Origin of the sequence: Nocardia sp. NPDC050412 (assembly GCF_044458825.1) — a bacterium.
In the GTDB taxonomy this organism is placed as follows: domain Bacteria; phylum Actinomycetota; class Actinomycetes; order Mycobacteriales; family Mycobacteriaceae; genus Nocardia.
Window position 1 is genome coordinate 75,564 of record NZ_JBITIJ010000023.1, and the last position, 16,883, is coordinate 92,446.

A 16,883-nucleotide genomic window follows, 5' to 3' on the forward strand; every position below is an offset into this window, starting at 1 on the left:
ACCTTCCGAAAGTCGGTGCTCGTGGCGACAGCTGACATGATCACCCCATGATCGAATTGCGTAACGCACGGTGGGCAGTGGCAATGGCGGCGGGCGTGGTGCTCGTGGCTGGCTGTAGCGGCAGCAAGGACGACTCGGCGGATCACTGGAATTCTGCGGCGCCCAGCACACCTCGCGAACAGTTGGTGCTTACCCAGGAGGAATTCCCCGCGGGCACCAAGAAACTCGACCTGCCGCCGGAGCAGCTGCAGTCGACGGTCGGCGACCTCACCGCGACCCAGCAGAATGCCACCTTCACGCCGGCGGAATGCGGTTCCACGCAGCAGGATCTCGGCGCGGCGACCAAGGAACTGCTCGCGCAGTCATCCATCTCCGCGGCGACCGGTAAGTCGGGTCAAATCTTTGTCGAATTCGTCTCCGGGCGCACCGGCGATCTGCAGCGGATCGCCGACGGCAATAAGCGCTGCGGTTCGGTCGAGGTGGTCGCCAACTACGACGGCCATCAGGTCAGCGCGACCGAGCGTGTCACGGATCAGCCTGTGCCCCAGGAACTGAAGGGCGCGAACGCAATCGCCTACCACGCGACCAGCACCGCGAAGACGGATGCCAGCGACAAGCCGTTGACCCAGAACGCATACCTGGGTTACGCCGAAGTTCGGGGCATTACGGTCGCGGTTCGCGTTGCCGCGCTGGATGATTCGCTCGACCAGGCGGCATTCGACCAGTTCTTCGTCGCCGCGGTGCAGAAGGTGGTGAAGGCGGCCTAGCCTACTTGCGGACAACCAGTTCCAACGCGATATTGTCCGGATCCCGGAACTCGAGGATGTAGCTGACCCCGATGTCCTTGATATCTTCACGCGCGACCCCGCAGGCATCGAGATGTGCTGCGGCAGCTTCCAATTCGGCCAGTGAGTTCAGCGGAAACGCGAGATGATCGAGCCCGACCCGGTCTTCGTCGAACCTGTCGGTGCCGACCGGCCGCAACCCGATCATCCCGTGCTCCATCCGATAGATCACTCCACCGAAGAGGAACCCGAGCCGCTCCCGCGTCGCCTCGTCCGCATCGGCGGGTACCTCCAGCGCAACGGGCCATCCGAACACCTTCTCGTAGAACGCTCGCGACCGATCGATATCGCAAACGGTCAGTCGTGCATGGGCAATGGCGCTAGTGGCAATCGGCATATGCCCATGCTCGCACCCGCTTCCGTTTACCCGCCGGTTAGCCCCTCCCACCTGCCGTTTAGGTAAGCGTCGCCGCATGCTGTAGCGTTATCCCTACCGACGCGGGGTGGAGCAGCTCGGTAGCTCGCTGGGCTCATAACCCAGAGGTCGCAGGTTCAAATCCTGTCCCCGCTACAAAGGGAAATGGCCCGGAACACTTTGTTCCGGGCCATTTTCCGTTTCCGCCTCCGAGTAAGGGTTCGCGTGGACATCGCCCAGTAGATAATCCACGCCGCTGACCAGTGCGGCGTGGTCCATCCAGGGTGGCGCATGTCCACTTGGGCGGGTGCCGGCAAATCCTGGGTTTGTTCAACCTTGGATTTGTTTTTCGATTCAGCAGACAGCATCTTCGGCATAGGTCTCGGCCGTGGCAAACGATAAGCACGCGGAGTGGTCTGGCTTCCCATGTTTGGAAAATTCTCTCGGCCGAGGTCTGCTATTTCTGGTGTAGCGACGCCATGAGGAGACCAATGCTTTACACCGCACAATCCCACCGGGGCCGACTGGTGATCACCGCCTCGATCGAGCCGGTGGCTCGTCCTCGGTCGCGGTAACCATTGGGAAGCTACTGGCCGGTTGACAAGGTCAAGAGCACCAAATTACTGTTCAGTACGATGAATCGTGTTCTACTGGTCGAAAATCTCAGGGATCATTGCGCTGATCCACATCGCTGTCGCGTAGGTGCTATGCGTGCACCTAGCGGCGGATATTTCGGGCACCACGCGTTCTTATGTGCGCCTATGCCCTCTGGTGTGCTCACGTAGCGCTCCAGTCCTCAGCATTATTTGCTGATAATTTGCTCTACTGTGTCCGGCGGCACACCATGTCCAGCCTGGCCTAGCCTGCGCCATCTCCTCGCCGGCCCCAAGTCGCTTGCGGAAGACGCTCCGCATCTCCTGGGCTCTTCGCTGAGCCTCGACCGCGTCGAAACCGTTATGTCCGGAGCAGGAATCGTCTGATTCCTTTGCTGCGGACAACAAACACACTCGCCAAGGTTTTAGGGCGGGTCCCAGCTGCCTTGGGAAGGATGTTCAGAGGTGACCGGATCGGCGTTCGAGGTCGCTATCGTCGGCATGTCCTGCAGACTGCCGGGGGCGGCCGATCTCGACAGTTACTGGCAGTTGCTCAGCGAGGGGCGCGCCGCGATCGGCGCAGCTCCCCGGGGTCGGGAGAGCATCACCGAGCGCGCCGGATTCGCCGATACCGTAGGGGAGTTCGACGCGGACTTCTTCGGAGTCTCGCCCAACGAGGCGCGGGCAACCGACCCGCGGCAGCTGCTGGCACTGGAGTTGAGCTGGGAGGCGCTCGAGGACGCTGGCCTGGCCGCCACGGCACGCGATGCCCGGCGGTGCGGTGTGTTCCTCGGCTGCACCGGAACCGATATCGCCGAAATCGCGAACCCCGTCTCGCGCTACTTCGGGTTCAGCGGCCCGAGCATCCTGGTCGACAGCGCCCAGGCGTCCGCGCTGGTCGCTGTTCATCTGGCATGTGAGAGCCTGCGCAGCGGCGAGAGCGACATGGCCCTGGCCGGTGGACTGAACCTGGCGCTGGCCGACGGATTCGTGCGCGGCGAGGGCGGCGGCATTGTGGCGCTGAAACCCTTGGCGCAGGCGGTCGCCGACGGCGACCGGGTTCATGCCGTGATCTGCGGAAGTTCGGTCGACACGGGCAACGAACGCCGCGAGCTGAGCGCACCGAGTCGCGATGCGCGGGCGGCGGCGATTCGCGCCGCTCTGACCGCGGCAGGTTTCGAGGCGCCGTCGGTGCAGTACGCCGAATTGCACGGCATCGGAACACCCGCAGGTGATCCGATGGAAGCCGCCGCGCTCGGCGAGACCTATGGTGTGCGCCGGGTGCAGGAAGCGCCGCTGGCCATCGGATCGGTCGACGGGCATCTGGAAGGTGCTTCCGGTATCGCGGGCCTCATCAAGACCGTGCTCTGTCTGAGCCGCCGGGAACTGGTGGCCAGCCTGGACTTCGAGCCGCTGAATCCGCGGATTCGGCTCGCGGACTTGGGCTTACGGGTGGTGACGGGCACCGAGGACTGGCCCATGGCCGACGTACGCAGGGCAGCTGTGTTGTCGTTCGGTATGGGGGGATCCAACGCCCACGTGATCGTGGAGGAGGCGCCCGCCGTCGGGGCCGCCGCGTCCACGGTGGACAGCAAGGCCGCTGCGGTGCCGTGGGTGGTGTCGGCGCGCAGCGAGGACGGGGTGCGTGCACAGGCAGCCCGGCTGCGGGAGTGGCTACTACGCCATCCGGAGCTGGATGTGGTCGATGTGGCGCATTCACTGCTGGCCATGCGAGCCCAAATGCAGTGGCGCGGAAGCGTTGTCGGGCGGGATCGGGCGGAGCTGCTGGACGGTTTGAAGGCCATGGCCGACCCGACCGCGCCCGCTATGGCGACCGAGCCGACAACCGGGCGGGCCGAGCAGCGGCGGGTCGCGTTCGTCTTCCCGGGGAATGGCAGCCAGTGGGAGGGGATGGCTCTCGGACTGCTGGATTCGGGTGGGGTTTTCGCGGAGTCGATCGCGGAATGTGGAGCGGCGCTTGCGCCCTACGTGGACTGGTCGCTGACGGCGGTGCTGCGTCGCGAGGTCGATGCCCCCTCGCTGGATCGCGTGGATGTGGTGCAGCCGGTGCTGTTCGCGGTGATGGTGTCACTGGCCCGGATGTGGCGGGCAGCCGGTGTGCAGCCGGACGTGGTGATCGGCCATTCCCACGGTGAGGTCGCCGCCGCGCACGTTGCCGGTGGACTGTCGCTGTCCGATGCGGCGCGTGTGGTGGCTCTCCGGTCCCGGGCGCTGGCCGATGAGCTGGCCGGGCAGGGTGGTATGGCCTCGATCGGACTCGGCTCGGATGCCGTCCGAGAACGTCTTTCGGCGTATGGCGACCGGCTGTCGTTGGGGGCGGTGAACGGACCGGCGCAAAGTGTGATCTCCGGTGACGTTTCGGCGGTGCAGGAATTCCTCGCCGACTGCGCCCGCGACGCTGTATGGGCCCGCCGGGTTCCGATCGATTACGCCTCGCATTCGAAGGCGATCGAGCGGATTCGCGATCGGCTGCTCGCGGAACTGGAACCGATCCGCCCGCAATCCGGGCCGGTGCCGTTCTTCTCCACGGTATCGGCCGACCGGTTGGATACGGCGGACCTGGACGCCGAATACTGGTATCGGTCGGAGCGGGAACCGATTCGATTCGCCGATGCCGTTACGGCGCTGATCGGGGACGGTATCACCGGCTTCATCGAGGTCGGCCCGCATCCGGTGCTCACGATGGGTATCGCCATGACCGCCGAGGCGGCAGGTGCGGCCGAGGACGTATCCGTTGTCGGCTCGTTGCGGCGCGGTGCGGACGGTCCGGAACAGTTCATCGTGTCGCTGGCACAGGCCTACTGCGCCGGTATGCCGGTGGATCCGCGCGCGCTGGTCTCCGGTGGGGCGCGGGTCGATCTGCCGCCATACGCGTTCCAGCGCCGTAACCTCTGGTCGGGTGCGCTGGTCACTTCCGGTGGCTTCCACGAAATTTCCGAGGGCCGAATTCCCGAAGACAGGGCGCGGACCGATGCGTGGGACGACAGCCCGCTGGCCCGCAAACTGCTGGCCGCCCCCGAATATCAGCGTGCCACAGTAGTTCTCGATATCGTTCGTGAGCATGCCGCCGCCGTACTAGGCCACGATTCGGCCCGATCAATTGACCCCGACCTGCCGTTCACCGAGTTCGGCATTGATTCGGTCAGCGGGGTGCGGCTGCGGGACCGGCTGATGCGGGCCACCGGTGTGCCGCTGCCCTCATCGCTCATCTTCGACCATCCGACCGCGAGTGCGGTCGCGACACTGTTGCGAGCCCGGGTCACCGGAAACGACCGGGGCAAGCACCGGGTATCACGGCGCGCGAGTACGGACGAACCGATCGCGATCGTCGGCATGGGCGCCCGATTCCCCGGTGGTGTGCGGTCCGCCGAGGACCTGTGGGACCTGCTGACCGCGGGCCGGGACGTGATCGGCGAATTCCCCACCGACCGGGGTTGGGACCTGGACGGGCTGTTCGACCCGGACCCCGACAAACCGGGCACGGTCTACACCCGCCACGGTGGATTCCTCAGCAGCGCAGGCGATTTCGACCCAGGCTTTTTCGGCATCAGCCCACGCGAAGCGTCGGCGATGGATCCGCAGCAGCGGTTGCTGCTGGAGACATCGTGGGAAGCCCTGGAAGACGCGGGTATCGACCCGACCTCGTTGCGGGGCAGCGATACCGGCGTATTCGCCGGTGCCTGCTCATCGGGTTACTCGCGACGGGTGACCGGCGACCTGGAGGGCTTCCGGCTGACCGGCACTTCGCACAGCGTCATCTCGGGCCGTGTCGCGTACGTGTTCGGCCTGGAAGGTCCGGCGGTGACGGTGGATACCGCGTGCTCGTCGTCGCTGGTGGCATTGCACCTGGCGTGCCAGGCGCTGCGCCAGGGCGACAGCTCGCTGGCGCTCGCCGGTGGCGTGACGGTCGCGGCCAGCCCATATCTGTTCGTGGACTTCGCCCGCCAGCGCGGCCTGTCGCCGGACGGCCGCTGCAAGGCGTTCTCGGCTGCCGCCGACGGTGTGTCGTGGTCGGAGGGTTCGGGCATCCTTGTGCTGGAGCGGCTTTCGGATGCGCAGCGGCTCGGACACAACATCCTGGCCGTTATTCGCGGTAGTGCGGTGAACCAGGACGGCGCGAGCAACGGTCTGACCGCGCCGAACGGTCCGTCGCAGCAGCGGTTGATCGCGCATGCCCTCGCGAATGCGGGGATCTCGGCGGCCGATGTGGATGCCGTGGAGGCGCACGGGACCGGCACGACCCTGGGTGACCCGATTGAAGCACAGGCCTTGATCGCGGCCTACGGGCAGACCCGTGGCGACCGGGAACCATTGCGGATCGGTTCCTTGAAATCGAATATCGGCCATACCGTGGCCGCCGCAGGTGTGGCCGGTGTGATCAAGATGGTGCAGGCCATGCGGCACGAGCGGCTGCCGCAGACACTGCACGCCGAAACACCGTCGCCGCATGTGGATTGGACCGCGGGCGCGGTGCGTCTGCTGACCGAATCCGAACCGTGGATCGGCGGAGCTCGGACGCGCCGGGCGGGTGTGTCGTCGTTCGGTATCAGCGGCACCAACGCGCATGTGATCCTCGAAGAAGCGCCTGCCGCACCGGCAGCGGCCGCCGAGGACGACACCGAAATCACCGTGGCGGTGACGCCGTTGCTGGTGTCGGGTAAGGGCGAGGCGGGTCTGCGTGCCCAGGCCGCCCGGTTGCGGGCGTGGTTGTCCGAGCGGCCGGAGATCGACATCGCGGATGCGGCCTATGCGCTGGCGACGTCGCGGGCACAGCTGGATTCGCGCAGTGTGGTCCTCGGTCGCGATCGGGGCGAGTTGCTCGAGCGGTTGGCGGATCTCGCCGAATCGGGTACCGGTACCGGTGTGATCGGCGGCGTCGTCGGTACGGGGCAGACGGCATACCTGTTCACCGGTCAGGGTGCACAGCGGATCGGTATGGGTGCAGGCTTGTACGACGCGTTCCCGGTATTCGCGGACGCGTTGGATTCGGTGTGCGCCCAGTTCGATCCGGTATTGGAGTGCTCGCTCAAAGCGGTCATGTTCACCGGCGTCGCTGGTGGCGATACCGGTGTCGCGGTGCTGGATCGGACGGAGTTCACCCAGCCCGCGCTGTTCGCCTTCGAGGTGGCGCTGTATCGCTTGCTGGAGTCGTTCGGCGTCACCCCGAATGTGTTGATCGGCCATTCGATCGGAGAAGTCGCTGCCGCGTACCTCGCGGGCCTGTGGTCGCTCGAGGACGCGTGCCGGTTGGTGGCGGCGCGCGGACGTCTCATGGGTGGGTTGCCCGAGGGCGGAGCGATGCTGGCCATCGCGGCGTCCGAACCCGAAGTCAACGATGTTGTCGCCCGATACCCCGACCGAGTGTCGGTCGCCGCGGTGAACGCGCCGGCGGCTCTGGTGATCTCGGGTGACGAGGACGCGGTCGGCGAAATCGAGGCACGATTCGCCGAGCGTGGCGTGAAGACGTCACGGCTGCGGGTCAGCCATGCCTTCCACTCGCATCGGATGGAGCCGATGCTGGTCGAATTCGAGTCTGTCGTCAAGGATTTGACGTACAACCGGCTTCGCTTGCCGTTGGTTTCGAATGTGTCGGGTCGGCTTGCTGGTGACGAAGTGACCGAACCCGCCTACTGGGTTCGGCAGGTGCGGGCCGCGGTGCGATTCGCGCCGGGCATCGAGACGTTGATCGCCTCGGGTGTGCGTCGATTCCTGGAAGTGGGGCCCGACGCGGTGCTGGCGGCGATGACCCGGCAGACGCTTGCGGAGGACGCGGAGTCGACCTCGGTTGTGGCCGCGGCCGCGCGCCGGGATCACGATGAGCCCCAACAGTTCGCGATGATGCTGGCACACGCGCACACATCCGGGCTGCCGGTGGATTGGACGCCACTGCTGCGTCGCGGGGCGATACGACGAGTTCCCCTGCCCACGTACGCTTTCCAACACCAGCGCTTCTGGTTGCCGCCGCGCCCCGAAGTCACCGGCGACGCCCTTGCCCACCCGTTGCTCACCGGTGTGGTGCAGGTAGCCGGCACGGACGAGTTCGTTTTCACCGGCCGGTTCTCGCTGGCGACCCACCCGTGGGTCGCCGACCATATGACCTACGGCACCGTGGTGCTGCCGAGCGCGGCCCTCGTCGAGTTCCTGCTCGTCGCGGGCAGCAGCATAGATTGCGGCGTCGTGGAGGAGCTGACCCTGGAGGCTCCGATACCGCCGACGGAAGACGATGAGGTCGAACTCCAGGTGTCGGTGCGGGAGCCGGACCAGGCCGGGCGACGGCAGTTCAGCTTCTACTTCCGTCAGGGTGGTCGCCGAGCGGGCGAATGGGTGCGTAACGCCAGCGGTGTACTGGCGCCCTCGCCAGACGGCGATGACGCGCTGCTGGACCAGTTGCGGGACGAAACCTGGCCGCCGATCGACGCCGAAACTCTCGACCCGGCATGGATTCCCGAGCGGATCGCCACAGTATCCGGACTCGAGTACGGCCCGGCGTTGCTCGGTGTCGGCGCCGCATGGCAGCGGGGTGCGACCGTCTTCTCCGAGGTCACCCTGGATACGGCGGCCGCGCCCGAACCGGAGCGATTCGATCTGCATCCGGCGCTGCTCGACCTGGTGATGCACGCCGGGCTCGCTGGGCTCCTGTGGCGCGATCAGGACGGAGATCCGGACACCGGCCGGTTGCTGTTCCGCTGGGGCGGAGCGCGGCTGCACCGGCCGCTGGCCGAAGCGACGACGCTGCGGGTCATCGCCACGACGCGCGGACCGGAGACGATTTCCCTTGCGGCCACTGATGATTCGGGACGGCCCGTGGTGTCCGTCGACGCGGTCGTCATGCGGCCCTATGACGTGAAACAGCTGCGCGGCACCCTGGCCGGGGATATCGCCGACCTCTACGAGGTCCAGTGGACGCCCGCGTCGGCAGCGACACCGGGTGTGTCCGCGGACCGGATGGCCGTACTCGGTTCGGAACCGGTTGCCGGAATCGGCACCTGCTATCCAAGCCCCTCGGAACTCGCTGCGGCACAAGAGATTCCAGATGTCGTAATCTGGCATCCGCAGGACAGCGCCGCGGCCGACGATCCGGCGATCGTTCGCGAGTACCTGGAAATGGTGTTGGCGACGGTGCAGTCCTGGCTGGCAGCGGATCGTCTGGCCGACACGCGGCTGCTCGTGGTTACCGCGAACGGTGCCGCGCTGCCGGGCGAGGCACCAGATCTCGCCGCGGCGGCCGTCTGGGGCCTGATGCGCAGCGCCCAATCCGAATATCCGGGCCGGTTCATTCTCCTCGACTCCGACCCGTCGGCAGTTGCGCCCATGGATGACTCGACACTCGTCGGTGCGGTGCTCGTGGCGGGCGAACCACAGGCCGCGGTGCGCGCCGGAGCATTGCTCGTGCCCAGACTGGTGCGAGCGCGAGCGGAGCACGATGCCGACCCGTCGCCCGACCAGCACCCCTCATCGACTCGCTCCGCGACGCCGTCGTTCGGCGCGGGCACCGTCCTGATCACCGGTGGCACCGGTGGCCTCGGCGCACTGGTGGCTCGACATCTGGTCACCGCGCACGGGGTCCGCCACCTGCTGCTGGTGTCCAGGCGTGGTGAAACTGCCAGCGGCGCAAAAGAACTGGTTACCGAGCTGTCGGCATCCGGCGCCGCTGTCGCGGTGGCGGCCTGCGATGTGGGCGATCGAGAAGCCCTCCGTTCCCTGCTCGATTCGATAGCGGTCGAGAATCCGCTGACCGGCGTGGTCCATGCGGCCGGTGTCCTCGACGATGGCACCCTCGCGGGCCTGACCACCGCGCAACTGCGGCGGGTGTTCAGCTCGAAGGCCGCGGCGGCATGGCACCTGCACGAACTCACTCGCGACCGCGCCCTGTCGGCCTTCGTGCTGTTCTCGTCTATCGCGGCAACGATCGGATCGGCGGGACAGGGCAACTACGCGGCAGCCAATGCCTTCCTCGACGCGCTGGCGCACCGTCGCCGTGCCGACGGGTTGCCCGCGATCTCATTGGGCTGGGGGCCTTGGAACTCCGCTGGCGGCATGACCGGTGGCTTGGACCGCAGCGCCGTCGCCCGCTGGGAAAGGCTCGGTCTCCACGCACTCGGGAACGACGAAGGTCTGCGGCTGTTCGATGCGGCCACCGGTCGCGCCGCCGCGCACTTGGCGGCGATTCGGTTCGACCCGGCCGAGCTGCGGCGCGAAGCGGGCACCGGTGCGGTGCCCACGGTGCTGCGCGGTTTCCTGCCCCGCACCACGAACCGGACCGCCGCCGCGTCGAGTTCACTGGCCACACGACTGAGCCGGGTACCGCGGGCCCAACGCGCCGAGGTGGTGCTCGACCTGGTTCGGGAGCACGCGGCGGCCGTGCTCGGACACGGTTCCGCCGAAGACATCGGCCCCGACGAGCGATTCGACGCACTGGGATTCGACTCGCTCGGCGGCGTCGAATTCCGCAACCGGCTGGCGCAGGCCAGCGGTGTCCAGTTGCCGTCCACCCTGGTCTTCGACCACCCCACCGCCGCGGCTGTCGCCACCCTGCTGCACTCCACGATCGAGGGAACGGATTCCGGTTCCAGGACGGCACCGGTTTCGCGCCGCGTGCGCGTGGACGAACCCATCGCGATCGTGGGCATGGCCTGCCGGTTCCCCGGCGGCGTCGAATCGCCGGATGCGCTGTGGGACCTGGTTGTTTCCGGCCGGGATGCGACCGGGGAGTTCCCGGCGGATCGTGGCTGGGATCTGGAGCGGCTGTTCGATCCGGATCCGGACAAGCCGGGGACGGTCTATACCCGTCGCGGTGGATTCCTTTATGACGCAGGTGATTTCGATCCGGGCTTCTTCGGGATCGGCCCGCGCGAGGCGACGGCGATGGATCCGCAGCAGCGGTTGCTGCTCGAGGTGTCCTGGGAAGCGCTCGAGCACGCGGGAATCGACCCGACGTCGTTGCGCGGCAGCGACACCGGTGTCTACACGGGCGTGATGTACCAGGACTACGAGGCCGTGACGGGTAAGGCCGGGCCCGAGGTCGAAGGGTATGTCCTGACCGGCGGCCTGGGGAGCGTGGCTTCCGGGCGGGTGGCCTATGCGCTGGGTCTGGAGGGCCCGGCGATGACGGTGGATACCGCCTGCTCGTCGTCGCTGGTGGCGCTGCATCTGGCCTGCCAGGCGCTGCGTCAGGGGGAGAGTTCGCTGGCCTTGGTCGGTGGCGCGACGGTAATGGCGACACCGATGGTGTTCCAGGAGTTTTCGCGGCAGCGTGGTTTGGCCACAGACGGCCGGTGCAAGTCGTTCTCGGCCGCGGCCGATGGTGTCGCGTGGTCCGAGGGTGCGGCGGTGCTGATCGTGGAGCGCCTGTCGGATGCACGTCGGCTGGGCCACGACGTATTAGCCGTAGTGCGTGGCAGTGCGATTAATCAGGACGGCGCGAGCAATGGCTTGACGGCGCCGAATGGCCCGTCGCAGCAGCGGGTGATCGCGGCGGCGCTGGCGAATGCCGGGTTGAATCCGCGCGACGTGGATGTGGTGGAGGCGCACGGTACTGGAACGGCGCTGGGCGACCCGATCGAGGCGCAGGCGCTGATCGCCACCTACGGGCAGGACCGTGCGGGAGAACCGCTGCGTCTTGGTTCGCTCAAGTCGAATATCGGTCACGCGCAGGCGGCGGCGGGTGTGGGCGGTGTGATCAAGATGGTGCAGGCGTTGCGGCACCGAACTCTGCCGACGACATTGCACGCGCAGGAGCCGAGCCCGCACGTGGACTGGTCTGCGGGCGATGTCCAGCTGTTGACCGAGGCGCAGGCGTGGCCGGTCGGCGACAGGGTGCGCCGGGCCGGGGTGTCGTCGTTCGGGATCAGTGGCACCAATGCGCACGTGATTATCGAAGAAGCACCGGCCCAGGCGGTTTCGACGCCTGAGCGTGGTGCGGCCGGGCCGGACATCGATGTCGCCGTGGTGCCGTGGACGGTGTCGGCCAAGTCGCAGGAGGGTCTGCGGACGCAGGCCGAGCGGTTGCGGGCGTGGTTGGCCGATCGCCCGGAGCTCGACATCTGGTCGGCGGCACGGTCATTGGTGGACTCGCGAGCATTGCTGGACCGACGGGCGGTCGTCGTCGGCCGGGATCGGGACGAGCTGCTGGTGGGTCTGGCGGATGTGGCGGCGGGTTCGCCGGGCACGATCGCGGGGACGGCGGGTTCGGGGAAGACGGCCTTCCTGTTCACCGGGCAGGGTGCGCAGCAGGCTGGGATGGGCGCGGGCCTGTACAAGTCGTTCCCGGTGTTCGCGGCGGCCTTGGACGAGGTTTGCGCGCAGGTCGATCCGCTGCTGGGCCGATCGCTGAAAGCTCTCATGTTCGCCGGTACCGAGAGCGTGTTGGATCGGACCGAGTTCACCCAGCCAGCGTTGTTCGCGTTCGAGGTGGCGTTGTTCCGTCTGATCGAATCATTCGGTGTCACACCGGATCTGCTGATCGGGCATTCGATCGGGGAGTTGACCGCGGCGTACGTGGCGGGGGTGTGGTCGCTCGAGGATGCGTGTGCGCTCGTTGTGGCGCGCGGTCGCTTGATGGGGGCCTTGCCGGAGGGCGGTGCCATGCTCGCGGTCGCGGTCCCGGAGGACGACGCGGTGCAGGTGCTCGCCGGGTATGACGGGCGGGTGTCGTTGGCGGCGGTGAACGGTCCGTCGTCGGTGGTGCTGTCCGGGGATGCGTCCGCGATCGACGAACTCGCTGATCGGTTTGCCAGGCAGGAGGTGAAAACCTCCCGGCTGCGAGTGAGTCACGCGTTCCACTCGGTATTGATGGAGCCGATGCTCGACGAGTTCCGTTCGGTCGCCGCGGGATTGACGTATCGGGAGCCGTTGTTGCCGATCGTGTCGAACGTTTCGGCGGTCGTGGTCGCTGCTGAGCTGACCGATCCCGAGTACTGGGTCGAGCAGCTGCGGGGATGCGTCCGGTTCGCGCCGGGCATCGACACCCTGGTCGAGGCGGGTGCGCGGCGATTCGTGGAGATCGGACCGGATGCTGTGCTGGCCTTCATGACTCAGCAATGCCTGGTCGAAACCCCCGCTGTCGAAGCCAAATCGACAGTGGTCGCGGCCGCCCGACGCTCGGTGGACGAGCCGACGCAGTTCGTGACCGCGCTGGCACAGGCCGCCGTCGTCGGCGTAGGGGTGGACTGGACGCCGCTGTATGCGGGCCGCTCCACGCATCGGATGACGTTGCCTACCTATGCGTTCCAGCATCGACGCTACTGGGCGCGGCCGGTCGACGCGCCGGACCTATGGCAATCGGGCCTGGACGATGCGGGGCATCCGCTGTTGGGCGCGATGCTGCGGTTGCCGGACTCCGAGGATGTGGTGTTCACCGGGAGGCTGTCGCGAGCCGGTCATCCTTGGCTGGCCGATCATGCTGTCACCGGGGTGGTGTTGCTGCCCGGTGCCGCGCTTGTGGAGCTGGCCCTGCACGTGGGAGCAGTGGTGGACTGCCCGCGACTGGCGGAGTTGGTGATCGAGGCGCCCCTGCCGATACCGCCCACCGGGGTTGTCGACTTGCGGGTCGTAGCGGGCGGACCGGATGACACCGGCGCACGGACGGTGTCGATGTACTCGCGGTCGAACGGCGACGCTTCAGGCTCGCCGAACGATGCTGCGGGACAATGGATTCGCCACGCTGTCGCAACGGTCACAGTCGGATCGGACACGCCCCCGGTGGAATCGGGTCCGGTGAGCTGGCCGCCCGCAGAGGCGACGGCGATAGCGATCGATCACGCCTACGCGGATCTGGCCGGGCGGGGCTATGAGTACGGACCGGCGTTCCGCGGACTGACCGCCCTGTGGGCGCACGACGGTGAGGTGTTCGCCGAGGTCGTACTGCCGGAGTCCGCACGATCGGACGGCTCGGCCTTCGGTGTGCATCCGGCATTGTTGGATGCCGCGCTGCACGCGGTCCTGCTCGGTGGGCTGGTTCCCGACACCCGGGCCGGTGCGATCGCGGTCCCGTTCTCGTGGGAGAACATCGCCTTGTATGCGACCGGCGCGACCACGGTGCGGGTCCGTGCTGCCGCGACCGGGTCCGGGACTGGGGGTGAGCGGATCACCGTAACCCTGGCCGACCCGGCGGGCATGGCCGTGGCCGACATCGGTGCACTGACGCTGCGGACATTGTCCACCGATGCGCTCGGTTCGGCGCACCGTCGCACCGACGGCGTCGGCTACGAGCTGAACTGGGTCGCGCTACCCGAGCCTGCGGGTGCGCTCACCGCCGCCGCCTGGAGTCCCGCCGATGACGGTGAGACCGCGACGATCGCGGGCCGGGACGCGACGGTGTTGCGACTCGACGATCGGCGATGGAATGAGCTGTCGCGCACCGGCTCTCCGGCCGTCGACGGCAAGCTTCCGGTGGCAGTGCGGGATTTGGTCACCGACCTCGCGGCGCAGGTGCGGCGGCTGCTGACGCAGGACCGGCTCATCGTCGTGGTGACCCGGCAGGCGGTCGCGGTACATCCCCACGAGCCAGTGGACCTGTCGACGGCAGCCGTGTGGGGTCTGCTGCGGACCGCACAGAGTGAGAACCCCGACCGGATCATCCTCGTCGATGTCGAAGACTGGCCGGACTATCGGCCCGCTGTGGCCATGGCCTCGGCTGCGGGCGAGGAACCCCAGCTGGCCCTGCGGCACGGAAAGGCATACGTGCCGCGCCTGAACCGCGTTGATCCGAACGCTCTCGACCTCGCGTCGCGAAATACCAAGGCATGGGCGCTGACTCTGCGCGACAAGGGCACATTGACCGCGGACAACTTCACCTTCAGCGACCATCCGACCGCATTGGAACCACTTGCGGCAGGACAGGTCCGGGTGAGTATGCGGTCGGTCGGCCTCAACTTCCGGGATGTACTGATGGCGCTCGGCACCTACCCCGACAAGGCTGGTCGGCCCGGCGGCGAGGGAGCCGGTGTCGTGTTGGAGGTCGCACCGGATGTGACCGAATTCGCACCTGGCGACCGGGTTTTCGGGTTGATCCCGGGTGTCGGATCGGTGGCGGTGGTCGATCGCCGACTTCTCGCGCCGATGCCGCGTGGTTGGTCGTTCACTCAGGCCGCGGCGATTCCGATCGTCTACGCGACCGCCTACTACGGCCTGGTCGACCTGGCCGATGCGCAACCTGGCGAGACGCTGCTGCTGCATGCGGCGACCGGTGGTGTCGGGCTGGCGGCCGTGCAACTCGCGCGGCACCTGGGCCTGCGGTTATTGGTCACCGCCAGTGAGCCCAAGTGGAATGTGTTGCGCGATTCGGGGTTCGACGACGCTGAAATCGGTAACTCGCGCACCTTGGATTTCGAGCAGAAGTTCCTCGACGCCACCGACGGTCGCGGTGTCGACATCGTATTGGATTCGCTGGCAGGCGAATTCGTGGACGCGTCATTGCGACTGCTGCCGCGCGGTGGCCGGTTCGTCGAGATGGGCATGCTGGACCGGCGTGATCCGGTCGAGGTGGCCGCCGCGCATCCGGGGGTCGACTACCACAGCTTCATGCTGATGGAGGTGGGTCCCGATCGGCTGCACGAGATTCTGACCACGCTGGTCGAGCTTTTCGAGGCCGGCACTCTGGCGCCGTATCCGACTGTCGCGTGGGATATGCGGCAAGCGCCGCAGGCCTACCGGTACCTGAGTCAGGCCCGGCATATCGGCAAGAATGTGCTCACCGTGCCGGTGCCATTGCGGCCCGAGGGCACTGTTCTCATCACCGGCGGCACCGGAGGATTGGGCGCGGTGGCCGCACGACACCTGATCACCGTCCATGGTGTGCGCAGGCTGGTGTTGGCGGGTAGGCGCGGTCCCCAAGCCCCCGGCGCGGCCGAACTCGCCGCCGAGCTGACCGCGCTCGGTGCGCATGTGGACGTGGTCGCGTGCGACGCGGCCGATCGAGCCGCACTGGACGCGGTGTTGGCGGCCATACCGTCGCAGCATCCGTTGACCGCTGTCGTGCATGCGGCGGGTGTGCTTGCCGACGGTCTGCTCGCCACCATGACGCCGGAGCAGATCGCGAAAGTGTTGCGGCCCAAGGTGAATGCGGCCTGGAATCTGCACGAGGCGACCAAGGACCTGGATCTGTCGGCGTTCGTGCTTTACTCCTCGATCGCGGGCTTGATCGGCAATCCGGGCCAGGCGAATTATGCGGCCGCCAATGTCTTCCTCGATGCGCTCGCGCAACACCGGCAGGTGACCGGTCTGCCCGCGACGTCGGTGGTATGGGGGCCATGGGAGCAGAGCGGCGGTATGACCAGCACGCTCGGCGCGGCCGACGTCGCCCGTTTGCGGCGCGAAGGTCTCCTTCCGCTGGGCGACGAGGACGGCATGGAATTGTTCGACGCCGCACTGGCGGGCGGGCAGTCGGCGTTCGTGGCGGTCCGGATCGACCGGACCGCCCTCGGCGAGGCACATCCCGGTGATGTGCGCGCGGTCATGCGTGGCTTGTCGCGGCCAGCGCGCCGCCGGGTGGTCGATACGACGAGCGCACCGTCGGCGGCATCGAGTGGCTCCGTGTCTTGGTCGACGCAACTGCTCGGACGCTCGACCGCCGAACAGGAACGCGTCATCCTCGACGTGATCCGGGCCCAGGCCGCGGCCGTGCTGGGACACACCAGTGCGGACTCGACCCCGCCGGACAAGCCGTTCAGCGATATCGGGTTCGACTCGCTCGGCGTGATGGAATTCCGCAACCGGCTGAAGTCGGCTGTCGGCGTGCAGTTGTCCGCGACCGCGATGTTCGACTATCCCACCCCGGAGGCGCTGGCCGGTTTCCTCCGGCAGGAGATCGTTCCGGTCGACGACCCCGCGGAACGTGTCGCGGCCGAGATCGAGTCGCTGGCGCGCAGTTGCGCCACGGCCGAGCTGTCGGCTGTGGACCGGTCGGATATCGCGAGCAGATTGACCGCACTGTTGCGTGAGCTCGAAGGCAAGGACACCGACGGATTCGACCTGGATGGCGGCGCCGACAGTCTCGAATCCGCGGACGACCGCGAGCTGTTCGAATTCATCGACCAAATCAGTTGAAGCAAGTTCCGCGACCACCTCAGC

General features: G+C 67.3%; 3 protein-coding genes and 1 tRNA gene. 3 read left to right on the top strand and 1 reads right to left on the bottom strand.

Annotation, left to right across the window (positions count from 1 at the left end):
* The first annotated feature begins 47 nt into the window (after positions 1-47).
* Complete coding sequence (locus ACIBI6_RS38425) at positions 48-767, top strand: hypothetical protein (RefSeq protein WP_396959903.1); 720 nt, start codon at positions 48-50, stop codon at positions 765-767.
* A 1-nt stretch (position 768) separates the two neighbouring features.
* Here the strand turns inward: ACIBI6_RS38425 and ACIBI6_RS38430 are convergent, their stop codons facing one another.
* Positions 769-1,182 carry a VOC family protein gene (locus ACIBI6_RS38430; protein WP_396959905.1) on the bottom strand — a complete coding sequence of 138 codons (414 nt, stop codon included), beginning with the start codon at positions 1,180-1,182 and terminating at the stop codon, positions 769-771.
* A 100-nt stretch (positions 1,183-1,282) separates the two neighbouring features.
* On the opposite strand from ACIBI6_RS38430, the gene ACIBI6_RS38435 reads away from it, so the two are divergent.
* Together ACIBI6_RS38435 and ACIBI6_RS38440 are read left to right on the top strand one after the other, a co-directional pair.
* Positions 1,283-1,356, top strand: a tRNA-Met gene (locus ACIBI6_RS38435).
* Between the two features lie 902 nt (positions 1,357-2,258).
* The gene (locus tag ACIBI6_RS38440) at positions 2,259-16,859 is read left to right on the top strand and encodes an SDR family NAD(P)-dependent oxidoreductase (protein ID WP_396959907.1); all 14,601 of its coding nucleotides are present in this window, start codon (positions 2,259-2,261) and stop codon (positions 16,857-16,859) included.
* Positions 16,860-16,883 lie beyond the last annotated feature (24 nt).